Source organism: Kitasatospora sp. NPDC042419 (assembly GCF_056437345.1).
On the sequence record NZ_JBWKAW010000016.1, the window covers coordinates 1 to 24,183 of the forward strand.

General features: G+C 75.1%; 17 protein-coding genes. 15 read left to right on the forward strand and 2 right to left on the reverse strand.

All coding sequences use genetic code 11. From position 1 onward, the window contains the following. The 5 genes from AC067J_RS26485 to AC067J_RS26505 form a co-directional block, all read left to right on the forward strand. Positions 1 to 3,136 (forward strand): SDR family NAD(P)-dependent oxidoreductase (locus AC067J_RS26485; RefSeq protein WP_478303207.1); only part of this gene is annotated, 3,136 nt, incomplete at its 5' end. 118 nt (positions 3,137 to 3,254) lie between these two features. Further along, a complete protein-coding gene (locus tag AC067J_RS26490) occupies positions 3,255 to 3,761 on the forward strand; it encodes a nuclear transport factor 2 family protein (protein ID WP_478303209.1) in 507 nt (168 codons plus the stop codon). Between the two features lie 124 nt (positions 3,762 to 3,885). Then, positions 3,886 to 5,061, forward strand: a complete 1,176-nt coding sequence (locus AC067J_RS26495) for a cytochrome P450 (protein WP_478303211.1) — start codon at positions 3,886 to 3,888, stop codon at positions 5,059 to 5,061. Positions 5,062 to 5,232: 171 nt separating this feature from the next. Beyond that, on the forward strand, positions 5,233 to 6,015 hold the full coding sequence (locus AC067J_RS26500) for a thioesterase II family protein (protein ID WP_478303213.1): 783 nt from the start codon (positions 5,233 to 5,235) through the stop codon (positions 6,013 to 6,015). Positions 6,016 to 6,328: 313 nt separating this feature from the next. After that, positions 6,329 to 8,668, forward strand: a complete 2,340-nt coding sequence (locus tag AC067J_RS26505; RefSeq protein ID WP_478303215.1) for a DUF7927 domain-containing protein — start codon at positions 6,329 to 6,331, stop codon at positions 8,666 to 8,668. Positions 8,669 to 8,832: 164 nt separating this feature from the next. Here AC067J_RS26505 and AC067J_RS26510 read toward each other — a convergent pair whose 3' ends face one another. Beyond that, entirely contained in the window at positions 8,833 to 10,053 is a 1,221-nt protein-coding gene (locus AC067J_RS26510) for a glycosyltransferase (RefSeq protein ID WP_478303217.1), read from the reverse strand. 588 nt (positions 10,054 to 10,641) lie between these two features. Here AC067J_RS26510 and AC067J_RS26515 point away from each other — a divergent pair. From AC067J_RS26515 to AC067J_RS26530, 4 genes are all read left to right on the forward strand, one after another. Further along, positions 10,642 to 11,283, forward strand: coding sequence for a DUF4360 domain-containing protein (locus AC067J_RS26515; RefSeq protein WP_478303499.1), 642 nt, complete (start codon positions 10,642 to 10,644; stop codon positions 11,281 to 11,283). A 196-nt stretch (positions 11,284 to 11,479) separates the two neighbouring features. Next, positions 11,480 to 13,012 (forward strand): hypothetical protein, encoded by a 1,533-nt coding sequence (locus tag AC067J_RS26520; protein WP_478303219.1) that lies wholly within the window; start codon positions 11,480 to 11,482, stop codon positions 13,010 to 13,012. Beyond that, positions 13,006 to 13,656, forward strand: a complete 651-nt coding sequence (locus AC067J_RS26525) for a hypothetical protein (RefSeq protein ID WP_478303220.1) — start codon at positions 13,006 to 13,008, stop codon at positions 13,654 to 13,656. Before AC067J_RS26520 ends, AC067J_RS26525 begins: the two co-directional genes overlap by 7 nt. Before the next feature lie 273 nt (positions 13,657 to 13,929). After that, positions 13,930 to 14,949 (forward strand): LLM class flavin-dependent oxidoreductase, encoded by a 1,020-nt coding sequence (locus tag AC067J_RS26530; RefSeq protein WP_478303222.1) that lies wholly within the window; start codon positions 13,930 to 13,932, stop codon positions 14,947 to 14,949. Positions 14,950 to 14,997: 48 nt separating this feature from the next. On the opposite strand, the gene AC067J_RS26535 is transcribed toward AC067J_RS26530, so the two are convergent. Continuing rightward, positions 14,998 to 16,638 carry an ABC-F family ATP-binding cassette domain-containing protein gene (locus AC067J_RS26535; RefSeq protein ID WP_478303223.1) on the reverse strand — a complete coding sequence of 547 codons (1,641 nt, stop codon included), beginning with the start codon at positions 16,636 to 16,638 and terminating at the stop codon, positions 14,998 to 15,000. Positions 16,639 to 16,996: 358 nt separating this feature from the next. On the opposite strand from AC067J_RS26535, the gene AC067J_RS26540 reads away from it, so the two are divergent. From AC067J_RS26540 to AC067J_RS26565, 6 genes are all read left to right on the forward strand, one after another. Continuing rightward, complete coding sequence (locus tag AC067J_RS26540) at positions 16,997 to 18,280, forward strand: hydroxymethylcytosylglucuronate/cytosylglucuronate synthase (RefSeq protein ID WP_478303225.1); 1,284 nt, start codon at positions 16,997 to 16,999, stop codon at positions 18,278 to 18,280. A gap of 123 nt (positions 18,281 to 18,403) precedes the next feature. Continuing rightward, the gene (gene blsE, locus AC067J_RS26545; RefSeq protein ID WP_478303227.1) at positions 18,404 to 19,393 is read left to right on the forward strand and encodes a cytosylglucuronate decarboxylase; all 990 of its coding nucleotides are present in this window, start codon (positions 18,404 to 18,406) and stop codon (positions 19,391 to 19,393) included. Continuing rightward, positions 19,381 to 20,349 (forward strand): CGA synthase-related protein, encoded by a 969-nt coding sequence (blsF, locus tag AC067J_RS26550; RefSeq protein ID WP_478303228.1) that lies wholly within the window; start codon positions 19,381 to 19,383, stop codon positions 20,347 to 20,349. The genes blsE and blsF overlap by 13 nt, the downstream gene beginning before the upstream one ends. A 73-nt stretch (positions 20,350 to 20,422) precedes the next feature. Beyond that, positions 20,423 to 21,589 carry an arginine 2,3-aminomutase gene (blsG, locus tag AC067J_RS26555; RefSeq protein ID WP_478303230.1) on the forward strand — a complete coding sequence of 389 codons (1,167 nt, stop codon included), beginning with the start codon at positions 20,423 to 20,425 and terminating at the stop codon, positions 21,587 to 21,589. Continuing rightward, on the forward strand, positions 21,586 to 22,767 hold the full coding sequence (locus tag AC067J_RS26560) for a DegT/DnrJ/EryC1/StrS family aminotransferase (RefSeq protein ID WP_478303231.1): 1,182 nt from the start codon (positions 21,586 to 21,588) through the stop codon (positions 22,765 to 22,767). The genes blsG and AC067J_RS26560 overlap by 4 nt, the downstream gene beginning before the upstream one ends. Beyond that, entirely contained in the window at positions 22,764 to 24,005 is a 1,242-nt protein-coding gene (locus AC067J_RS26565; protein ID WP_478303233.1) for an ATP-grasp domain-containing protein, read from the forward strand. Before AC067J_RS26560 ends, AC067J_RS26565 begins: the two co-directional genes overlap by 4 nt. The last annotated feature ends 178 nt before the right edge of the window (positions 24,006 to 24,183 follow it).

Here is a 24,183-nt window from a genome sequence, read left to right on the forward strand (position 1 = left end):
GGCTGCGCGGGCGGTGGGTGTGTCGACGTTCGTGGAGTTGGGGCCGGATGCGGTGTTGACGGCGATGGTGGCGGAGTGCACGGCGGGCAGTGACGCGGTCGGCATTCCCGTCCAACGCCGCGACCGCGACCCCGTCGCCACCCTCGCGGCAGGACTGGCCGCCGCCTTCGTCCGCGGCACGCCCGTCGACTGGGCGGGCACGCTGGAGGGTTCGCGGCGCGTCGACCTGCCGACCTACCCGTTCCAGGGGCGGCGCTACTGGCTCGAACCCGAGCCGCCCGCCGGGCCCGCCACCACGACAGCCGGCGCCGCACCCACCGCGGAGCGCGCCGCCGGACAGGCCGCCGACCCCGGGGACGCGGCCTTCTGGGACGTGGTCGGACGCTCCGACACCGGCGAGGTCGCCGCCCTGCTCGACGTGCCCGAGGACGCGCCGCTGCACGAACTGCTGCCGGCCCTGTCCTCCTGGCGGACGGGCAGCCTCGCCGCGCGCACCGCCCGCTCCTGGCGCCACGAGGTGCACTGGGAGCCGTGGTCCGACGCCGCGCCCGGCACCGGACCGTCCGGGCGCTGGCTGCTCGTCCACACCGCCGCGGGCGGCGGCCTCGGCGACGCGGTGGCCGAGGCGCTGTCCGGCCACGGGGCCGAAGTCCTGCGCCGGGAACTCGACGCCAAGACCGCGGACCGCGCCGAACTCGCCCGCTGGATCGGCGAGTCGGGCGGCCCGGACGGCTTCGCCGGGGTCGTCTCGCTGCTCGGGGCGGAGCAGGGCGACGGCGACGCGGCCACCGACGACGGCCCGGGCCTGGTCCGCGCCGTCACCGCGACCGCCACCCTGGTCCAGGCCCTGGGCGACGCCGGCACCGGCGCCCCGCTCTGGTGCCTGACCGCGGGGGCCGTCTCCGTCACCGGCGAGGACCTCGGATCCGCCGTCGGGGCCGGCCTCTGGGGCCTCGGCGGCGTCATCGGCCTGGAACACCCGGACCGCTGGGGCGGACTGGTCGACCTGCCGGCCGCTCCGGACGACCGCGCCCTGGCCGTCCTCGCCGCCGTCCTGGCCGGCCCCGGCACGGAGGACCAGATCGCCGTCCGCCCGCTCGGCACCTTCGTCCGCCGGCTCGCCGGGACGGCGGACGACGCCCCGCCCGCCCGGCCCGCCCGCCCCTGGCGGACCGGCGGCACCGCACTGATCACCGGCGGCACGGGCGCACTCGGCGCCCACACCGCCCGGTGGCTGGCCGAGCACGGCGCCGAACGGGTGCTGGTCCTCGGCCGCCGCGGCCCGGACACCCCCGGGCTCGACGGGCTGCGCGCCGACCTCGCCGCCTCGGACGTCGACCTCGTGCCGCTCGCCTGCGACCTCGCCGCCCCGGACGCCGCCGCCCGGCTGCGCGACCTCCTGAAGGACGAACTCCCGCACATCCGGACGGTGGTGCACGCCGCCGGCGTGCCCGGGCCCGCCCGGCTGGCCGACACCGACCACGCCGCGATCGCCGCCACCGTCACCGCCAAGGTCGCCGGCGCACTGGCCCTCGACGAGCTGTTCGGCGCCGCGGGCCTCGACGCGTTCGTCCTCTACTCCTCCGGCGCGGGCGTCTGGGGCGGCACGGCCCAGGGGGCGTACGCGGCCGCCAACGCCTACCTCGACGCGCTCGCCCTCCGCCGCCGCGAACGCGGGCTCACCGCGACGGCCGTCGCCTGGGGCCCCTGGGCGGCCGGCGGCATGGCCGACGGCGCGGCCGGGCGCCACCTGGACCGCCTGGGCGTCCGGCCGATGGCGCCCGCCACCGCCCTGACCGCCCTCGGCCAGGCCCTCGACGAGGACCTGACCCACGCGACGGTCGCCGACGTCGACTGGCCGCTGCTCGCCCAGAGCTACACGGCCGCCCGCCCCCGCCCGCTGATCACCGGACTCGTCGACGCCGCCGGACCGGTGGCCGCCCCCGAGGACGCGAGCGGACGGCACCCGCTCCGGGACCGCTCCGTCGAACGGTCCCCCGCGCTCCTCGCCGCCGAACTGCTCGACCTGGTCCGCACCGAGGTCGCCGCCCAGCTCGGCCACGCCGACGCCGGGGCGATCGACCCCGAACAGCCCTTCCGGGACCTGGGGTTCGACTCGCTCGCCACCGTCGGGCTGCGCAACCGGCTGGCCGAGGCCACCGGACTCGACCTCGCGTCGACCCTCCTCTACGACCACGGGACCCCCGCCGCCCTCGCCGCGCACCTCGCCGAGGCCCTCGGCGCCGGATCCGGCGCCCGCCGCGCGACGCACCCGGCGCCGGGCACCGACGACTCCAACGAACTGCTCGGCTCCGTCTACCGCAACCTCGCCCTGCGCGGCCAGATGGACGACGCCGAGGCGCTGCTGGTCGGCGCGTCCGGCCTCCGCGAGACCTCCGAGGACCCCGCGCGGCTCGCCGGGACCCCGGGCTTCGTCCGGATGTCGCACGGCTCCGGACAGCCGGGGCTGATCTGCTTCCCGCCGTTCGCACCGGTCGACGGCGCCATCCAGTTCGGCCGGCTGGCGACCGCCTTCGACGGGTTCTCCGGCACCGCGGTGCTCACCGTCCCGGGCTTCCGCGCCGAGGAGCCGCTCGCCGCCTCCCGCGACGTCCTGCTCGACGTGCTCACCGAGGCGACCCTGCGCTGCGCCGGGGACGAGCCGTTCGTGCTGCTCGGCTACTCGTCCAGCGGCTGGCTCGCCCACGGCGTCGCCACCCGCCTGCAGGCGCTCGGCGCCGAGCCGGCCGGGCTCGTCCTGCTGGACACCTACCTGCCCGCCACCATGTCGCGGAGCATGCGCAAGGCGATGAACTACGAGGTCATCGTCCGCCGGCAGGCGTTCACGGCGCTCGGCTACGTCGGGCTCACGGCGATCGGCCGGTACCGGCGGATGTTCCGCGGCTGGGAGCCGGAGCGGACCGCCGTGCCCACGCTCTTCGTCCGGCCGTCCCGCTGCGTGCCCGGCTCGCCCGAGGAGCCGATGACCGGCGAGGAGTGGCGCTCGTCCTGGCCGTACGAGCACACCGCCCTGGAGGTCGAGGGCGACCACTGCACGATGATCGGCGAGCACGCGGCACAGACCGGCGCGGCCGTGCGCGAGTGGATCGCCGGCCTCACCCCGGCGGCCCGATGACACCAGCCGGACCGGGCGGTCCCGCCCGGACCGCCCGGACCGCCCGGAGCACCCGGAGCACCCGGACCGCGCGACACCTTCCACCAGTGGACCACTCCCGGCAAAGGGGAACCCGCACATGACCGACACCGCACCCGCCCGGACCCGCCTCGTCCCCGGATCGACCGGCCACCTCGACGCGGACTTCCTCGTCGACCGGGCCGCGATCCAGGACGTGATCGCCGCCTACAGCCTGTTCTACGACTCGGGTGACTTCGAGGCGCTCGGCGACCTCTTCACCGAGCAGGCGAGCTTCACCTTCACCCCCCGGCCGGAGGGCTACCCGCCCGTGGTGTCCACGCGTCAGCACATCGTGGCGGCCATGGCCGCGCTGTACCGGCACAACGTCGACGTCCGCGGCGCGCACCAGCGCCACCTCACCACCAACACGGTGATCGTCCGGATCGACGGGACCACGGCCGAGGCACGGTCCCTGCTGTCCGTCGCCTTCGCGTTCGACGACGGCCACCAGGAGCAGGGCCGCAGCGGCTCGTACGTCGACCTCCTGGAGAAGGTCGGGCAGCGCTGGCGGATCGCGAGCCGGCACCTGTGGCTGCGGGAGCTGCCGCCGGTCCCCGCCACCTGACGACCGACCCCTCCGACACCCCGGCCCGACACCCCGGTCCGGGCCCGGGGCCGGGGTCCGACACCCCGGCCCCGCCGCTCGCAGGCCCCCGTCCCCGGTCCCACGGCTCGCAGGAAGGACCACCGTGATCCCCGTCCTCGACCTCGTCCAGGTCTCCTCACTCCCCGACGCCGAACGCGAACTCGGGCAGCTCGCCCGCAGGCACCCCGTGATCCGCACCCGGCAGGCCGACGGCGTCGAGGCGTGGACCGTCCTCGACGCCGCACTGACCCGCCGCCTCCTCGGCGACTCCCGGCTCTCCAACGACCTCCACACGCACGCGCCGAGCGCCGCGCAGACCCCCGACGGCCCGATCGTGCTCTTCGAGCAGGACAACCCCGACCACGCGCGCTACCGCCGCCTGGTCAGCGCCGCCTTCGCGTCGCGGACGGTCCGCCGGCTCGAACCGCGGCTCGTCGACATCGCCCGCGGCATCCTCGACCGCCTGCCCGGGGAGGGGACCGTCGACCTCATCGAGGCGTTCGCCAACCCCTTCCCGCTGGAGGTGATCTGCGAGCTGCTCGGCGTGCCGCTGGCCGACCGCGAGGTGTTCCACACCCGGGTCAGGAACATGGACTCGCCGTCCGCCCCGGTCCGCGAGGCCGCGAAGGACGCGTTCGCGGCCTACTGCACCAACCTCGTCGAGGCCAAGCGCGCCCGGCCCACCGACGACCTGCTGAGCGAGCTCGTCACCGCCGAGCTCGACGACGGCTCGTCGCTCACCCGGGAGGAGCTCGTCGGCTTCGGCTCGGTGCTGCTGTTCGCCGGCCACGTCACGACCGCCTACGTCATCGCCAGCGCCCTGCTGGAACTCCTCACCCGCGAGGACCAGCTGGCCGAGCTGCGGGCCGACCCGTCGCTCGCGGCCGCCACCGTCGAGGAGGCGCTGCGCTACCGGGGGTCGCTGCTCTCGACCACCAACCGCGTCGCGCTGACCGACGTCGAGGCCGGCGGTGTCGTCATCCGCGAGGGCGAGCTCGTCCGGTTCCTGCTGTCGGCCGCCAACCGGGACCCGGCGCTGCGCGAGGACCCGCACGCGTTCGACATCTCCCGGCCGACCTCGGCGCACCTCGGCTTCGGCCACGGCCCGCACTTCTGCCTCGGCCAGCAGCTGGCCCGGCAGGAGATCAAGGTCGCGCTGAACGAGGTGCTGTCCCGCTTCGCCGTCCTGGAACTCGCCGTCGGTCCGGAGCGGCTCCGCTGGCGCTCCTCGGACTTCCTGCGCGGGCTCGCCGAACTCCCGGTGCGCTACCGGGCCTGACCCCCCGTCGGCGGGCCCTGCCACCCGTCACCAGGCCGGGTGACTGCTTTACGTACCGGATGCTCTACCGACAGACTGCTCGGAGCCCGACCCCGCTCCACCGCCCGCCATCCGACTCCGCTGCCCGCACGCGGGTACGACCGACCCGACCACGAGAAACGGACCCACCGCATGCCCGACCCCCTGGAGCCGAGCCGACTCTGGCTCAGGCAGTACCACCCTGCCCCCGAGGCCGGCCTCACCCTGGTCGCGTTCCCGCACGCCGGCGGCTCCGCAAGCTACTTCCAGCCGCTGTCCGCCGCCCTCGCCCCCGGCGTCGAGGTGCTGTCCCTCCAGTACCCGGGCCGGCAGGACCGCCGCAACGAGCCGTGCCTCGACAGCGTCGACCGGCTGGTCGAGGAGCTCTGCGGGGTGCTCGGCCCCCTGACCGAGCGCCCGGTGGTGTTCTTCGGGCACAGCATGGGCGCCGTCCTCGCCTACGAGACCGCCCGCCGGCTGGAGAAGGAGTCCTCCGTCCGGCTGCTCGGCCTGATCGCCTCGGGCCGGCGGTCGCCGACGACCGTCCGCCACGAGACCGTGCACCTGCGCGACGACGCGGGCGTCCTCGCCGAGATCCAGCGGCTGAACGGCACCGACTCGGCGCTGCTGCAGGACGAGGACATCCAGCAGATGATCCTGCCGAGCCTGCGGGCCGACTACACGGCGGTGGAGACCTACGTCCACCGCGCCGGAGCGGCGCTGCGCTGCCCGGTCAGCGTCTTCACCGGGGACGCCGACCCGCAGGTGACCCGGGCGGAGGCCGAGCGCTGGTCCGAGGTCACCGACGGCGGGTTCCGCCTCCGGAGCTTCCCCGGCGGCCACTTCTACCTGGCCTCCGAGGCGGGCGCGGTGACCAGGGCGCTGACCGAGGAGCTCGCCGCGTTCCGCGCCGCCGCCCCGGCCGACCGCGGCTGAGCCCTCCGCCCCCGGGCGGCGTACCCCCGGTTCCCCGTCCTCAGGACGACGGGGAACCGGGGGTACGCCCGTTTTCACGGGTGCCACGGGGCGCCACCCGGTCGCCGCCCGGTGCCGAACCGGGTGGCGACCGGGTGGCGCCGGAGTGTGCGGCCAAAGGTGTGACCCGGCCGCGCGTTGCCGGGGCAGGCGGATCACCCGGTGCCATCGTCGATCGGGCCGGTACCGGCCGTCCGGGGCTCGGAAGCGGGGGGCGGGCGGACACCGGATCCGGACCGCACCCCCACCGTCCCCCACCCGAGAGGCACCCGACGTGCCGCACGACCGTCCCCGCCGTCCCCGGCCGACCATCCGCACGCTGCTCCCGCTCGCCGGCGTCCTGGCGGCCGGCAGCCTCTTCGCCGCCGCACCCGGCACCGCCACCGGCGCCGAGCACCGCCCGGCCCCGCGCGGCGCCGGCACCCAGCGCCCGATCGGCCCGGACCCGGCCGTCACCCTCCTCACCCACGGCAACCTGACCATGGCCTCCAACTCGGTCCTGGCCTGCGACGACAGCCAGGGCGACGAGTGCAACGACAACAGCTACAACAACGGCCGCACCAAGTGGGTGAAGACCGACCCCGCCGCCCCCGGCAACACCGCGTCCTCCGCGACGCTGACCATCCCGGCCGGCTCCACCGTGCTCTCCGCCCGCCTCTACTGGCAGCTCAACCCGGACGGCACCTCCGTCACCTCCACCTCGGGCGACGCGACCAAGGCCAACCAGGTCGAGCTGAAGGTGCCCGGCGCGAGCGGCTACCAGCGGCTCACCGCCGACGTCTACGACTACTTCGACCAGCAGACCGGCGGCACCCCGCCCAAGGACGTCACCGCCCACGCCGGCGTCAAGGACGTCACCGCGATCGTCCGGGCCGCCGGCAGCGGCTCCTACACCGTCGCGGACATCCAGGCCTGCCAGGGGCGCTCCTCCACCGCCGACTTCGGCGGCCAGAACGTCGGCTGCTGGGGCGGCTGGTCGCTGGTGGTGGCCTACGAGAACCCGGCCGAGCCGCTGCGCTACCTGCAGGTCTGGGACGGCTACCAGCTGGTGCGCCCGCCGAACGCGGAGGCCACCCTCACCCTCAGCGGCATCCGGACCCCCGCCGGCCACGCCGCGGCCGCCACCATGGGCGTCACGGTCGGCGACGGCGACACCCCGATCGCCGGCGACTCGCTGCAGGTCGGCGCGGACACCGCCTCGCTGCAGACGCTCCTGATGCCGACCCCGCTCGGCACCGTGGTCGCGGACAACGCGTTCACCGGGCGGATCGACCGGGTCGCCGCCGACGGCACCGGCACCAACATCACCGACCGCGACCCCGCCCCGGTCAACAACATCGGCTACGACGCCCGCATCGTCGACATCACCGGCAAACTCCCGGCCGGCAGCACCCAGGCGGTGCTGCGGATCACCGGCCAGGGCGACGCCCTGCACCCCCAGGCCGTCTGGCTCGCCCTGGAAGCCGTCGAACCCGACCTGCAGATCGCCAAGGCCAACACCCCGCCCGGCACCACCGACGACAACCCGCCCGGGAACATCGCGGCCGGCGGCGAGATCACCTACTCCTTCACCCTGGCCAACCGGCACGGCGACGGCACCAGCGCGGACCTGGACACCGCCACCGGCATCACCGTCACCGACACCCTGCCGGCCGGACTGAGCTACGTCGACGGGTCGAACCCGAACTGCAGCGCCGCCGGGTCCACCGTCACCTGCACCGCCGCCGACCTCGCCCCGGGCGCCACCTCGACGATCACCTTCAAGGCGCTGGTCGCCCCCGGCACGGCCGCCGGGACGAAGCTCGACGACACCGCGAGCGTCTCCTTCAGCGGGGAGCAGACCGGCCGCTCCCAGCAGCGGACCAGCAACACCGTCCGCAACACCGTCGTCGCCGCCCCCGCCTACACCGTCGCCAAGACCGCCGACCGGGCCTCGGCGGCCCCCGGCGAGCGGGTCGGCTACCAGGTGAAGGTCACCAACACCGGGAGCGTCGCGATCGACGCGCTGACCGTCGCCGACGACCTCACGGCCGTCCTGGACGACGCGGCCTACAACCAGGACGCCGCCGTCGACAGCGGCAGCGTCACGTACGCGGTGCCGTCGCTGAACTGGACCCTCGGCCTGGCGCCCGGTGCGAGTGCCACGCTGACCTACAGCGTGACGGTCTCCAACCCGGCGAACGGGGACAAGGCCCTGCGCAACACCGTGACCGGCAGCCTCCCGGGCGGGAACTGCCCGGCCGGCAGCACCGATGCGGCCTGCCGGGCGGCGGTCGACGTGGTCGTGCCGTCGCCGTCGCCGTCGCCGTCGCCGACGGCCTCGCCCACCTCCTCGCCGACCGCCTCGCCGACCGCTTCGCCGTCGCCGACGGCTTCCCCGACGGCTTCCCCGACCGCCTCGCCGTCCCCGAGCCCGCGGCCGTCCCCCCGGCCCACGCCGAAGCCCTCGCCCCACCCGGTCCCCGACCACGGCGACCACGGCGGGCATGGCGGTCACGGAGGCCTGGCCGAGACCGGCGCCGCCGGTACCTGGTTCGCCGCGGCCGGGGCGCTGGTGGTCCTGCTGGCCGGCGCCGCGCTGCTGACCGTCTCCCGGCTCCGCCGCCGCGGCTGACGCCGCCCGGCACCGCCCACGGACGTGCCCCGGGCCCGACCCGGCCGGTTTCCCCGGCCGGGTCGGGCCCGGGCCCGCTTCCCCCGTTCCCCCTCCGGGGCGCCGGGGCGGGGCCCCGGCGCACCGTCACCCGGCACCGGTCCGCAGCCTCGCGGCGACCGTCCTCAGCCGGCCGACGCGTCGAGCAGCAGCTCGGCCGCCACCGCCGCCCCGTCGGTTCGGAACGCGCCGGCCACGGCGGTCGCCCGCTCGCGGGTCTCCGGGGTCAGGGCGATCGCCAGCGCGGCGGACAGGGACTCCGTGGTCGGGACCGGGCCGTCGTGGGCCGCGCCGATGCCCAGGCCGGCCACCCGGCTCGCGAAGTAGGGCTGGTCCGCGCCCTGGGGCACCACCACCTGGGGCGCGCCGGCCCAGGTGGCGGTCGTCGTCGTCCCCGCGCCGCCGTGGTGCACGACGGCCGCCACCCGGCGGAACAGCGCCTGGTGGTTGACCTCGCCGACGACGAAGCAGTCGTCCCGGTCGTCGACCGCGTCCAGGTCCGCCCAGCCGCGGGAGAGGACCGCACGGCGGCCCTGCGCGCGGATCGCCTCGACGGCCTCCCGCGTGACCTTCTCCGGGTCCTGCAGGGGGATGCTGCCGAAGCCCACGTAGACCGGCGGCGTGCCGGCGTCCAGGAAGGCCGTCAGCTCGGCGGGGAGCGGCCGCTCGTCGGGCAGGACCCAAGCGCCGGTCTGCACCACGTCGAGGTCCGCCGGCTGCTGCCACGGCGCCAGCAGCGGGTCGGTGGCCAGCCACGGCCGGTCGGTGAAGACGTGGTCGCGGACGTTGTCCACGGGCGGCAGGCCGACCGACGCCCGGTGGGTGTTGACCGCCTCGCCGAAGACCTCCTGCGCGTCCTGGACGTCCCGGTCCCACAGCGCCAGGTTGTCGGTCACGTCGGACGGGAGCGGGCGCCCCGGCCGCGGCATCGGCGGGTGGTGCGGCGAGGGCAGGCTGACCGGCTGGTAGCTCGCGTACACGTAGCGGATGCCCAGCTTCTCGGCCGCCGACCGCACCCCGGCCACGGCCGGCACCAGGCCGGTCGCCAGCAGCACGTCGCACCCCTCGGCGGCCGCGGTGACGTTCTCGTGGAACGCGGCGACCAGTTCGGCCGCACGCCGGGGCAGGCCCCCGGGCGAGGGCGGCGTCTTCCCCGTCACCAGCGCGCGCACCGACTGCCCGGTCGGCACCATCTCGACGCCGACGCCGGCCAGCCGCTTCGCGAACTCCTCGTCCGGCGGCGCGCACACCCGGACCTCCGCGCCGAGTTCCCGCAACCGCACCGCGAGCGCCACCAGCGGCTCCACACCCCCGCGCGAATCGTAGGCAGACAACAGCACACGCATTCCGAACTCCAATTTCCGCAGGTCCCGGCTGACGAACGGAGATTCTGCGCCATCATGGGGGCCTTGCTGCAAGTCCCCTGATGGACTATAAGTTGAGAGTGGCAAGGAGCGGATTCTTCCCCTTGTCCCTTGCCCCTCGCGACCAGGGGCGGACGCTCCCGCTCACCGGCCGGCGGCACGCCCCGCCGGGGTGGTTCCGGCGGCCGGTCGGGAATCCGGAAATCCGGCGGATCGGGCCTCCTCGTTCTCCGTGTTCTCCGTCGGCAATTCGGTGCCGGACCCCGGCGCGGGCCGGTCGATCGATCCACCGTCAAATGGCCGGGAGGGTGGGCCGGTTCGGTTCGTCGGTGCGGTGCCGGTGTGAGGCTCCTGGTGCGAGCCCCTGCGTGAGCCCCCCGGCGTGAGCGCGCGGACGGGCGCCGGTGTGTCCGCCCCGGCGCTTTGGGGTGCGCCGTTTCGCTCCCCTGTACGGGGTGGACCCGCCGTGCTGACATGTACGTGACAATCCGTCGGCCGGGTCCGCACGTGGGGGTGCGTCACCGGGAGCCGGCGGTTGGACGGAAGGAAACGCCCGTGTCCGTACGCCTCATGGCCGTCGGCGGCGCAGCCGCGGTCCTGCTCGCCACCCCGCTGACCGGCACCGCCGGCGCCGCCGCCACCGGCTGGACGACGCCTCCGCCGGACAAGATCGTCATCGACGTCGCCACCGTCAACGGGTCCGGATGCCCGGCCGGAACGGCCGCGATCGCGATCTCCCCGGACAACACGGCCTTCACCGTGACCTACAGCCAGTACGTGGCACAGGTCGGCCTCGGCTCCAAGCCCACCGACTTCCGGAAGAACTGTCAGCTGAACCTGAACGTCCACGTCCCGCAGGGCTTCACCTACGCGATCGCCTCCGCCGACTACCGGGGCTTCGCCCACCTGGAGAAGGGCGCCAGCGCCGTCCAGAAGGCCAACTACTACTTCCAGGGCTCGCCCGAGACCGCCTCGCTCAGCCACCGGTTCACCGGGGCGCTCGACGACAGCTGGCAGGCGACCGACACCGTCGCCGTCGCCGCCCTGGTCTGGGCGCCCTGCGGGGAACTCCGCAACTTCAACATCAACACCGAGATCCGGGTCAGCGCCGGCACCTCGGACACGACCAGGACCACCAGCTTCATGACCATGGACTCCACCGACGGCAGCGTCAACACGGTCTACCACCTCGCCTGGAAGCACTGCCCCTGACCGACCCGCCCGCGGCGGCCCGGGCCCGCGGCCCCGGCGACCGCCGCGGGCCCGCCCTCGCCGCCGCGGCAACCGGCTGACAGGGTCGGGGACATGGGGACGGGGAGGGAACCGGTGCAGGTGGTGTCGGAGGGGCGTGCGAGGCTGTGCCCCGTGGCCGACCGGTGGTCGGGAACGGGCGCGAAGAGGGGACGGCATGACGACGGATCTGCTGGTGGACGAGGCCTGGCGGCCCGCGACCCCGCCGGCGCGGCTGCGCGAGCTGGCCGCCGACCCCGTGCTCGCGCGGATCGCGGCCTCCCGGATCGGCCTGCCCGCCGAGACGGCGGAGGAGCTCGCCGTGCGGGCCGAGGCCGGCGGACCGGCCTGGACGGCCGTCGCCCGGGCGCTGGCCGCACAGCCGGCCACCCGCCCCGAACGGCTGGCCCGGCTGGCCGCCCACCCCGACGAAGGCGTGCGGCGGGCCGCCGCCGTGCACCGCGCGACCCCCGGGGCCGCCGTGACGGCGCTCGCCACCGACCGCTCGGACGCGGTGCGCCGCGCGCTGGCCGCCCGGGAGGAACTGCCCCGCGCGGTCGCCGCCGTGCTGGTCGCCGACGGGTGCGCGGACGTCCGGCTGACCGTCGCCCGCCGGGTCGGCGTACGGCCCGAGGAGCTCGACGCGCTGGCCGGCGACCCGGACCCGCGCGTGCGCCGCGTCCTGTCGGCGCTCGGGCGCAGCAGCGACGCCGACCTCACCGACCCCGACCCGAGGGTGCGCCGCACCGCCGTCGAACGCCGCGGCCACCGCGACCTGGCACCCCTGCTGACCACCCTCGCGGGCGATCCCGACCCGGTGGTCCGGGCACTGGTCGCAGCCCGGTGGCGCAACCACGACCCCGCCTCGCTCGCCCGGCTCGCCGTGGACCCGGAGCCGCGGGTGCGGGCCGAGGCGGCGGCCAACTGGTTCACCCCGGTCGCCCGGCTGACCGCGCTCGCGGACGACCCCGACCGAGCGGTGCTCGCCGCGCTCGGCGACAACCTGCTCGCCCCGCCCGCCGCGCTCGACCGGCTCGTCGACACCCTGGCCGGGCTCGCCGCCGCCGACGCCGCCGCGGACCGGGAGCCCGAGCCCGACGAGTGGGAGGAGCGCCGCCGCCTCGTCCACACGGTCCTCGACCACCCGGCCACCCCGCCCGAGTCGCTGCGCCGCCTGCACGCGCTGGAGCTGAACCCGTACTTCCACGAGGGGAACGCGCTGTCCCAGCCGAACTGGCCGGCCGACCTCTTCATCGGCTTCGCGCTCGGCTACTGCGCGAGCACCGTCGAGGAGGGCGAGGAGCGGGCGAGCTTCGACCGGATCGAGGGCGCCGTCGGGACGGAGCCGCCGGAGCAGGTGCTCGGCGCGATGGTCGGCAGCCCGATCCACCACCTGCAGAGGGCGGTCACCAACCGGCACGTCCCGCCCGCGGCGCTGGCGGAGTTCGCCCGCGCGGTCGACCCGGCGCCGGCGGGCGGCCACCTGGACGACCTGGCGAGGAACCCGGCCGCCCCGCGCGACCTCCTGCTCGGCTGGGCCGCCGAATGCGCGCGCTGCTCCGCCATGATGGAGAACCCCGAGCTCCCGGTGCCCGTGCTCGCCGCGATCGCCGGGTGTCCGGACGACGACCACGCCGCCCAGGCCCGTGACCTGCTGGAGGTCCGGTCCCTGCGCGCGGCCGCACGACGGGAGACGCAGGAGCCGTGCTGACCACCTCCGACTGGCGGGCCCGGTTCGACCGGCTGCCCGACGCCGGCGCGTACGCCGAGCGCATCGGCCGGCTGACGAACATCTCCGACTACCTCGACGACTCCGGCTACGGGTGGTACGTCCACCACGGCGACCTGGTCGTGCCGGAGGACCTCGACCACGACGTGGCGCTGATCGTGGACGGCGACCTCGTGGTGCACGGCTTCCTGGACGACTACGTCTCCCGGATCGGCATGCTGGTCGTCCTCGGCGACCTCGTCGTGCGCGACCTCGTCTCCTGGGGTTCGGTGTACGTGGGGGGAGACCTGCGGGCCGAGGGCATGGTCTGCGGCTACTACAACGACTTCACCTTCGAGGTGGCCGGGGCCGTCCACGGCCGGGCGCTGGTGCTGTCCGACAAGTCCGCCTCGTACGGCACGGGCGAGCTGGAGGTCGAGATCGACTCCTACGACCCGACGAAGGAGCAGCTGAGGGCCGCGCGGGAGATCCTCGTCCCGCAGCTGTACGACGGGGGTGCGAAGCGGGCCCGGGAGGGCCGGCTGCCCAAGCTCGGGCGGCCGAGCTACCGGCGGATCCGCCGCCGGCTGCACGCCGGGAAGCCGCTGTTCCGCAGCGCGGACCGACGGGGAGCGCCGCCGGAGTAGCCCGCTCGCCGGCAGGGCAGGGCAGGGCAGGGCAGGGCAGGGCAGGGCCGGGCCGGGCCGGGCCGTCGCCGCGGGTCGCGCAGCCGAGCCGCCGGCGCGGTCTGCTGCGGGTACGTCACGGGCGTGTTGCTCCCGATGACGTTTCCGGTGGGCCACTTGATCGTCCCCCGACCGCGTGTGAGTGTGGCCGGACGCCCGGCGATCGGTCTCCGGGCCGTGACAGTCGAACCGCGCCGCTCCGTGCCGAGCCCGTCGCGGAAAACGGAGGAACCGGTGCCGTCGCCTTCGCAGCCCCTTCGCAAGCTGGGGTTCCTGACCATCGGGCTGTTCGACCCGGCCGACCCGGGCCGGGGGCACGAGTCGACGCTCCAGCTCATCGAGCTCGGCGAACAGCTGGGATTCGACAGCGCCTGGGTGCGCCACCGGCACCTCCAGTACGGCATATCCTCGCCCGTCGCCGTGCTCGCGGCGGCGACGCAGCGCACCAGCCGCATCCAGCTGGGCACCGCGGTCATCCCGTTGGGCTGGGAGAACCCGCTGCGGCTGGCCGAGGACCTCGCGACCACCGACATCCTGTCCGGCGGCCGGCTCAACCCCGGCATCAGCGTCGGACGGCCCGGCCACTGGGAGCAGGTCGCCCCCGCGCTGTACCCGGACACCGCCGAGGCCGAGGAGTTCGGCTACGAGCGGGTGCGGCGGCTGCTGGACTTCGTGAAGGGCGAGCCCGCCACCGACTTCAGCGGCGTCGAGGGCATCGAGGTGTACTCCGACCGCGTCCAGCCGGTGGCGCCCGGCCTGGCGAGCCGCGTCTGGTACGGCGGCGGGAGCCTGCGCTCGGCCCGGTGGGCGGGCGAGCAGGGGCTCGGCCTGCTGACCAGCAACGTGGTGCGGGCGGAGGAGTCGGAGGACTTCGCCGAGATCCAGCGCTCGCAGATCGAGACCTTCCGCGCCCACCACCCGGAGGGCGCGCGCGCCCGGGTCTCCCAGGGGCTGGTGGTCATCCCCACCGACAGCGCCTCGGCGGAGCAGCGCGGGAAGTACCTGGACTACGCCCGGAGCCGGCTCGCGCGCACCACCGCCCCGCAGGGGCCGGCGCGCACGATGTTCGCGGCGGACCTGGTGGGGACGTCCGTCGAGATCGCCGAACGGCTGTACGCCCACGCCGCGTTCCGGGAGGTCGACGAGGTCGTCTTCGCGCTGCCGTTCACCTTCGGCCACCGGGACTACGTGCAGATCCTCACCGACATCGCGACCCGGCTCGCCCCCGCGCTGGGGTGGAAGCCGGCGGTCTGAGCCAGCGCCGCCGCCGGCCCCGGTACCGGCGGCCGCGGCGGATCCGGGTCAGCTGCGGACGCGGCTGACCCGGCCCTCGTCCCAGACCGGTTCGTCGGCCTCCACCACCCGGCCGTCCGCCCGGAAGACCAGGAAACGGCTGAACACCCGGGCGAACCAGCGGTCGTGGGTGACCGCCACCACCGTTCCGGTGAAGGCGGCCAGCGCCTCCTCCAGCGCCTCGGCGGAGATGAGGTCGAGGTTGTCGGTCGGTTCGTCCAGCAACAGCAGGGTGGCACCGGCCAGTTCCAGCAGCAGGATCTGGAAGCGGGCCTGCTGGCCGCCCGAGAGGGTCTCGAAGCTCTGGCGGCCGGCGCCGGCCAGCCCGTAGCGGCTCAGGGCCGACATCGCGCGTTCGAGGTCGAGCCCGGCGCGGTCGCCCTCGCCGGCGCCGAGAATGTCGGCCGGGGTCCGGCCGGCCCACTCCGGGTGCCGGTGCGTCTGGGCGAACAGCCCGGGCCGGACGCGTGCGCCCAGCCGGCACTCGCCGGTGTGCGCCACCGTCGGGGCCGCGTCCCCGGCGGCCTCGTCCAGCAGGCGGAGGAAGTGGCTCTTGCCGGAGCCGTTCGAACCGAGCACGCAGACCCGGTCCCCGAAGAACACCTCCAGGTCGAACGGCCGCATCAGCCCGCTGAGTTCCAGCTCGCGGCAGGTGATCGCGCGGACCCCGGTCCGGCCGCCGCGCAGGTCCGGCGCGACCCGCTGGCGCCGCGGCGGTGCGGGCGGCGGCCCGGCCGCCTCGAACTTCGCCAGCCTGGTCTGGGCGGCGTGGTAGCGCGAGGCCATCTCGTCGCTGATGGAGGACTGCTGGCGCAGCGTCCTGACCAGCTCCTTGAGCTGTTCGTGCTTCTCGCTCCAGCGCTGCCGCAGCTCCGCCGCGCGCTGCCAGCGGGCCTCCCGGGCGTCCGCCCAGGTGGCGAATCCGCCGCCGTGGGTCCAGGCGGAGCCGCCCTCCAGCGTCACGACCTGGCCGGCCGTGCGGCTCAGCACCTCGCGGTCGTGGGTGATCAGCAGCACGCCCTGCCGGGTCTGGGCGAGCTGCTCCTCCAGCCAGCGCTTGCCGGGGACGTCCAGGTAGTTGTCCGGTTCGTCGAGCAGCAGCAGTTCGGCCGGGCCCCGGAGCAGGGCCTCCAGGACGAGCCGCTTCTGCTCGCCGCCGGACAGCGTCGAGACCTCGCGGTACTGCGCGACCTGGAAGGGGGTGCCGAGCGCGGCGACCGTCACGGTGTCCCAGAGCACCTCGTAGTCGTACCCGCCGGCCTCGCCCCAGTCCACCAGTGCCTGGGCGTAGCGGAGTTGGGTGGGCTCGTCGTCCGTCTCCATCATGGCGAGCTCGGCCGCGTCGAGACCGGCGGCGGCCTTCCGCAGCGGCGGCGGGGCGACGGTGAGCAGGAGGTCCCGGACCGTCCGGTCGTCGCGCAGGCTGCCGATGAACTGCGGCATGACGGCCAGCGCGCCCTGGGCGCGGAACGACCCCTGCTGGGGCGGGAGTTCGCCCGACAGGGTGCGCAGCAGCGTGGTCTTGCCCGCACCGTTGTCGCCGATGAGTGCGACCGTTTCGCCCGCCGGTACGCGGAAGGAGACGTCGTGGAACAGCTCGCGACCGTCGGCGAGAACGTGACCGAGGCCGGTGGCTTCGAGGTAGCCCATGGAAGCGGATCCTAGCCGCCGGACGCTCGGTGGGCGATTCAATTCCCGGTCCGGCCGGGCGGGTCGGGGATTCGGCGGCGGGTCCGGTGGCGGGTTCGGGGACGGATCATCAACTCGCAATGATCGGATGATAGTTAGTCGATCGATCGGGCTATTCACTCGTGAGCCTGAATGCGGATCCGGAGCCTTGTGCCGATCGGCCGTATGCGTAACGGTTGTGCTCGAAGGAATCCTCGCCGCACCGATCCGGCGGCGGGGTTTGCGTGATCTCTCCCGGGGCGGTTTCCGTGCACGCGGTGCGCGGTGCCCGCTCCGCCCACCACCCTGTCGGCCGTCCCAGGAATGCGAGAGACAACCGATGCCGTCCGATGTCGCTGCGCACGCCGAGAACTCCACCCCGAGGCCCGCTCCCGCCACCGTCGCGCTGGTCGGGGCCGAATTCGGGTGGGGCAGTTCGGGGAAGCTCAGCGCGGTGCTCACCGCGCTGCGGGACCGGCCGACCCCACCGCTGCGGTTCGTCGGGCTGGCCTCGGGGCTGGGCCGGCCGCTGCTCGCCGAGCACACCGTGGACGACTGGTACGACCTGCCGGACGACCCCGGCCGGCTGGCCCCCGCCGTCCGCGAGATCGTCCGGGCACAGGGCGTCCGGGCCGCCGTGGTGGTCCTGGACGGCGCGGCCGCGAAGGCGCTGCTGGCCGCCGGCGTGCCCACGGTGTTCGTCGACAGCCTGCCCTTCCTCTGGTCCGAGGGCGACCGCGAGGCACTGCCCCTGGACGCGACGGTGTACTGCGCGCAGAAGAGCGTGGAGCTGCCGTCCGAGTGCCTGGACGTCCTGGCCGACGCCCGGGCGCTGCGCTGGGTCGAGGCGGTCATCGCCGGCCCCCGGGCCCCGGTGCCGGAGCGCGCGGTCGCCCCGGGCGCGGACACCGGCCGCGCCCCCGGGCGGGGCGGCGCCGGCCCGTACCGCAGGGCGCTCATCAGTCTGGGCGGCCTGCGGGCACCGAGGCTCGGCGATCCCGGGCACTACCCGAGCCTGGTCGTCCCGGCCGCCCTGGAGGCCCTCGCCGCCCACGGGGTCGACGAGGTGCACATCGCCGGGAACCTGCCCGCCGACCTGGCCGGCCGGCTGGTCGACGCGTCGATCGCCCCGGCCCGGACGACCACCGGCCCGCTCGGCCACGGGGCGTTCCTGGAACGCCTGGCCCACTGCGACGTCCTGCTCACCTCACCGGGTCTGACCACCCTGCTGGAAGCGGGCCGGCTGGGCGTCCCCACCGTCTGCCTGCCGCCGCAGAACCTCAGCCAGATCTTCAACGGCCGGTACCACAGCCAGGCGTTGAGGGCCCGGCTGCGGGTGCTCTGGCCCAAGGACGTGCTCGCCGAGGACGAGGCGCTGGCGCTGCGCTCCGAGGGGGAGGACAACGCCCTGGAGCTGATCTACGGCGCGATCGGGGCGGCGGCGCGGGGCGACGACCGCCGGGCCGTCGGCCGTGCCCTGCGCGACGGCCTCCTGGAGGCGCTGCGCCGGTCCGCCGGGGTCGCCGACTGGGGCGCCCTCACCGCCGCGGTCGGCACCGGCGGCGCGGCCCAGGTGGCCGACGCCCTGCTCGGGACCCTGGGCGCGGCGGGCCCGCCCGACTGACCCGCCGCCACGTCCCGTCCGACCCGCGCGTTCCGCCCGGCCCGGCCCGGCCCGGCCCGGCCCGGCCCCCGCCCCCGGCCCCGTCCCACCCGTCCCGTGAGTCGCCTGGAAGGTCCCCGCCCCGTGCGTGCACGTGATCGCTACCTCTTCATCCGGATCCTGGAAGCCTGCAACGCCGACTGCTTCATGTGCGAGTTCGCGCTCTCCCGCGACACGTTCCGCTTCTCCCGGGAGGACTTCGACGACCTGCTGCCCAAGGCCCGGGACGCCGGTGTCGGCTACGTCCGCTTCACCGGCGGCGAACCGCTGATGCACCCGGACGTGGTGGAGCTGGTGCGCTCGGGGACGGCCGCCGGGATGAAGATGTCCCTGATCACCAACGGCTCGCTGCTGCCCCGGCAGGCCCCCCGGCTGGCCGAGGCCGGCCTGGCGCAGGTGATCGTCAGCCTGGACGGCTCCTCGGGCGCCACCCACGACGTCTACCGGCGCTCCCCAGGCATGTTCGACAGCGGGCTGCAGGGCCTGCGCGACGCCGCCGCGCTCGGCGTCCTGCCCAGGGTCAACACCGTGGTCGGGCCGCACAACTACACCGAGATGCCGCAGCTCCAGCAGGTGCTGACCGAGGCGGGGGTGCGGCAGTGGGAGCTGTCCGCCCTCAAGCTCGACCGCACCGTCACCTACCCGGACGCCGACCACGTCCGCAGCGTCTGCGACCCGATCTACGACGCCGACCCGGCCGCCGTGCTGGTCCCGATGGGCAAGCGCTTCTACGGCGACACCCCGGAGGAGCAGGAGCGGTACTTCACCCGGTCCGTCACGCCGCGCGCCGCCGAACCGCTGTGCCACGTCGCCGACGACGTGATCTACGTCGACGGCAAGTACGGGCGGATGTACGCCTGCAGCTGCATCCCCCACCGGGAGGGCGAGGACGGGCCCGGCGGCGCCCCGCTGCGGGAGCAGGGAGTGATCCGGCTGGACACCCCCGTCTTCCGGACCCACGCCGACTACTTCCGCGAGCGCGGCCCCGAGGTGTGCAGCGGGTGCTCCACCACCGCCGCGGGCTACAGCGACGACGTCGCCCGGCTCGGGGCGGTGGGACCGTGGCACTACTGACCTCCGCTCCGCAGACCCCGGTGGCCCCACTGGCCCCGCCCGCTCCGGACGAACGCGCCCCGCAGGGCCCCCGGGTGCTGCTCAGCGCCCGGGAGGACCAGCTGGACTCGGTGCTCGCCCTGCACCGGGTGGCGGCCCACCTCGGCGACCTCCGCCGGGTGGCCGGGCCCGACCCCGACCCGCCGCCGGTCGCGGCGCTGGTCTGCGACGACCGGGCGGCCACCGGGCGGCTGCTGGGCCTCGGCGTGCCGGTGGTGCACCTGGACTCGGGCCACCCCGGTCCGTCCGGCGCCGCCGCGCCACCGGAGCGCGCGGTCGGCCGAACCCACCGGCCGGGGTGGCTGCCGTCGCGCGGGGCCGCCGTCCGCGGCGCACGGCCCACCGGGGTCCTCGCCCCGCAGCGCACCGGCCGGAGCCGGACCCGCTCGGGCACCCTGCTGCTGCTCTCGCTCTGGGAGGTGCCCGACACCGAGGCGAAGGCCTTCGCCACCGGGGTGCTCCCCGGGCTGGCGGCCGCCGCGCTCCGGCACACCGGCGGCTGCGAGGTGGTCGCCGACACCGGGCTCGACCTCCTGCGGTCCGCACTGGAGGGCCTCGCGGAGCAGCCGGGCCTGCGGCTGAGCCGGGCCGCGGAGGCCGATCCGGACGCGCTCCACGCCGACGCCGCCGTGTTCCTCGCCTCGCCGGTGCTCGGGGCGCTCGCCCTCGCCCAGGCCCGGCGGGCGCCGCTGGCCCTGCTGCCGGCCCTCGGAGCCGCCCAACGGGACCTCGCGGCCGCGGTCGCCGGGGTCCTCCCGCTGCCCTCGGCCGAGGATCCCGGCGACCCGGGCCTGTGGGCACCGTCCGCGGCGGACGCGGCCGGGCCGTGGCACCTGCTCGACCCGGCCCTGGACGACCTGCGCGGCGCGCAACGCGTCGCCCGCGCCGTCCGCCAACTCGCGCTCGCCCCACCGTGACCCCGCCTCCGCCGTGCCCGCCGCCCCGTGACCCGCCTCCCCTCTGAGCCCGCCCCACCGCGCTGGAGCCGCCATGTCCGACACCCTCCGCGAACCCACGGCTGCCACCCGTCCCGAACTGATCCGACCCAGGGTCCCGGAGACCGACTGGGACGACTGGCGCTGGCACATGCGCCGGCGCATCACCACCGCCGACAAGGCCCGGCAGTGGATCAACCTCAGCACCGACGAGGAGAAGGCCATCGCCGGGGTGGCGGGCAAGTACCGCTGGAGCGTCACCCCGTACTACGCCTCGCTGATGGACCCGGACGACCCCGACTGCCCGGTCCGGCAGCAGGCGGTGCCGGCGCTCGGCGAGCTGATGGAGTTCCCCGGTGCCGAGGTCGACCCGGTCGGGGACACCTACTACCGCAAGACCAACCGGGTGGTGCACAAGTACCCGGACCGGGTGATCATGCTGGTCACCGAGGCCTGCCCGGTCTACTGCCGCCACTGCACGCGCAAGTTCCACACGACCGACGTCGAGGGCACGTACTTCCGTGACGACGAGGGCGGCTCGTACGACGAGGACCTGCGCTACATCGCCGACCACCCCGAGATCAGGGACGTCCTGCTGACCGGCGGCGACCCGCTCTCCTACCAGGACGGCAAGCTGGAGGAGATCATCGCCGGGCTCCGCGCGATCCCCAGCGTGGAGATCATCCGGATCGGCAGCAGGTTCCCCGTGCTGCTGCCGCAGCGGATCACCGACGGGCTCTGCTCGATGCTCTCCCGCTACCACCCGGTCTGGCTGAACACCCACTTCAACCACCCGAAGGAGATCACCCCGGAGGCCGCGGCAGCCGTGGACCGCCTGCTGCGGCACGGGATCCCGGTCGGGAACCAGACGGTCCTGCTGCGCGGGATCAACGACGACGTCGACACCATGCGCACCCTGATGACCGAGCTGCTGCGGATCCGGGTCCGGCCGTACTACCTCTACCACTGCGACAACGTCACCGGGGTCTCGCACTTCATGACGTCCGTGGAGAAGGGGTGGGAGATCATGGCCGGCCTCCAGGGCCACATCACCGGCTTCGGCGTCCCCCAGTACGTGCTGACCACGCGGATCGGCAAGATCCCCATCGCGCAGCCCTCCTACACCCCCACCCCCGAAGGCCTGCTGCTCCGCAACTACCGAGGCCAGGAGATGGTCGTCGACGGCGCGGCGCAGCCGATCACGGAGTCCGACACACCATGAGCTCTCTCGACAAGCGGCTCGGGCAGCGCTTCCTGCCCTACGGAGCGAACTACCTCGACTGGTCCGACATGGCGGAGCTGCAGGAGGTGATCGAGCACCAGGTCCTGTTCCGGTACCAGACCGAGAACGAGAGCATGGCCTCCCGGCTGGAGCGGACGGTCGCCGACCGGCTGGGCGCGGGCCACGCCCTGGCCGTCCACAACTGCACCGAGGCCCTCCGGCTGGCGCTGATCTCCACCCGGCCCGCCGTCGGCGACCTGGTCCACATCCCGGCGGTCACGTTCGTCGCGGTGGCCGGCGCGGTCCTGTCCTGCGGCCTGATCCCGGTGCTGGTCGACGCCGACGACTCGCTCTCGATGGACCCGACGCTGCTGCCGCCCGACGCGCAGCGGGTGATCACGGCCCACATGGAGGGCACCGTGGCGCCGCTGCCCACCGGCGTGCCGTACCTCGTCGAGGACTGCGCGCAGTCCCTCGGCGCGCGCTTCCCCGACGGCCGGTACGTCGGGACGGCCGGGTACGCCGGGACGTTCAGCTTCCACCACAACAAGGTCCTCACCTCGGGGGAGGGCGGGCTGCTCGTCACCGGCGACGAGGAGGCCTGGGCGGTCATGCGCCGCTACCACGACCACGGCTCGGCGCGGGTGCCGGGGCACTACCCGACGTGGAACCAGGACGCCCACTTCGGCGAGAACTTCGTGACCAGCGAGCAGGTCGCGGCCGTGCAGTGCCAGCAGTTCCGGCACCTCGACGTGCTGCTCGCCGGTCTGGAGCGGATGTACGCCATCGCCCTGGCCGAGCTGCCGGACCGGCCCGACCTGGAGGCCCTGCCCCGGGCGGCCGGCGACGTGAAGGTCAGCCTGCGGTTCCGGTGCGAGAGCAAGGGGCTGCGGGACGCCGCGGTGGCCGCGCTCACCGCGGCCGGCATCGCCAACTGGACGCTCGGGAAGTACCTGCTGCCCGACCACCCGGTGCTGACCGGCCGCCGCTCGATCTACCGTGACGGCTTCCCGTGGAACCACGCCCCCGAGGGCCCGCTCGCGCTCAGCCGCGACGGCTTCGCCCGGACCAGGGACCTCCTGGACCGCACCCTGTGCGTGCCGCTCTCCCCGGAGCTGTCCGAGGAGGAGCAGGCCCTCGCCGCCAAGGCCGTCCGCCAGGTGCTGGAGGCGGTGTGACCGGCGCCGAGGTGCTGCTGATGGTGGACGACCGGCCGTCCTCGTTCACCCGCTACGCGGCCCGCGAGCTGGCCGGCCGGCTGGTCCTGCTGCGGTTCGCCGGGACGGCGCAGGACCTGCCGGAGGGCTACCTCCTCGAAACCGCGCACCTGCCCGCCTTCTGGGTGCGCGAGGGCGTGGCGGCGGAGGAGGAGGCGAAGCGGTACCGGGAGTGGGCGGCGGAGCTGCCGGTGCCCCCGACCCGGTTCTGCAACCCGTCGGAGCCCCGGCAGGCCGAGGCCCAGCGGTTCGCGGAGCTGGCCGGCCTCCCGCACCTGACGCGGCAGCAGGTGACCCTGGTCCGGGACAAGGCGGCCATGAAGGCCTGCTTCCGTGAAGTCGGCCTGCGGACCGCGGAGTTCGCGCGGGTGGAGTCGGCGGAGGAGATCGCGCGGTTCGCCGGCCGGCACGGCTGGCCGGTGGTGCTCAAGCCGGTGGACTCGTTCGCCTGCGTGGACACCCACCGCCTCTCCGGGCCGGGCGACCTCGCCGGGATCGACCTCGGCGCGCGGCGGTGGATGGTGGAGGAGCACCTCGGCGGCACCGAGTGGGAGGTGTGCGCGCTCATCCTCGACGGCGAGGTGCTGGACACGTGGCCGAGCGCGATGCCCTGCCGCCCGCTGGACATCGTCGACGGCGCGATGAACGCCAACATCAGCGTCGGCACCGGCGAGGGACCGCCGGTCGACCTGACGGCGCTGGTCCAGCGCATCGTCACCGGGATGGGCATCGACCACGGCTACGCGCACATGGAGTTCTTCCTGATCGACGGCGAGGTGTACGCGGGCGAGATCGGCGTGCGGCTCGCGGGCTGCGAGATCCCCGCCAACCACGGGCACGCGTACGGGTTCGACGTGTTCGGGGCCACCCTGGCGGTCTACCTCGGCCGCCGCCCGGAACTGGACTACCGTGAGCGTCGCTGTGCGGGTGACCTGCTGCTGCCGCTGCCCGGGTCCGGCAGGATCCGGCGGATCACCTCCCGCGAGGAGATCCTGGCGATGCCGGGGGTCGTGGACGCCGTGCTCAAGGTGGGCACCGGTGATCCGGTGACGGCCCGGCGGGCCTCGCACAACGCCTCGGGGTACGCCCATGTCGTGGGCGGGTCGGTGGGGGAGGTGGAAGCCCGTATGCGCGAGGTGCTCGACCGGTTCACGATCGAGGTGGTGCCGGAGCGGGAGGCCGACGTCGTCCCCCTCTGATCCCCGCCCGCGACGCGAATCCCAGGCGTTCAGACGTTCAGACGTCCAGACGTCCAGACGTCCAGACGTCCAGGGCGTCCAGGCGTCCGTGACGTCCACGCCGCCGCCCCCACACCCTCGCGCCCCGTGCCGCCCGCACCACCCCGGGGGCGGCGCGGGCGCGCCGCCCGACCCCGCC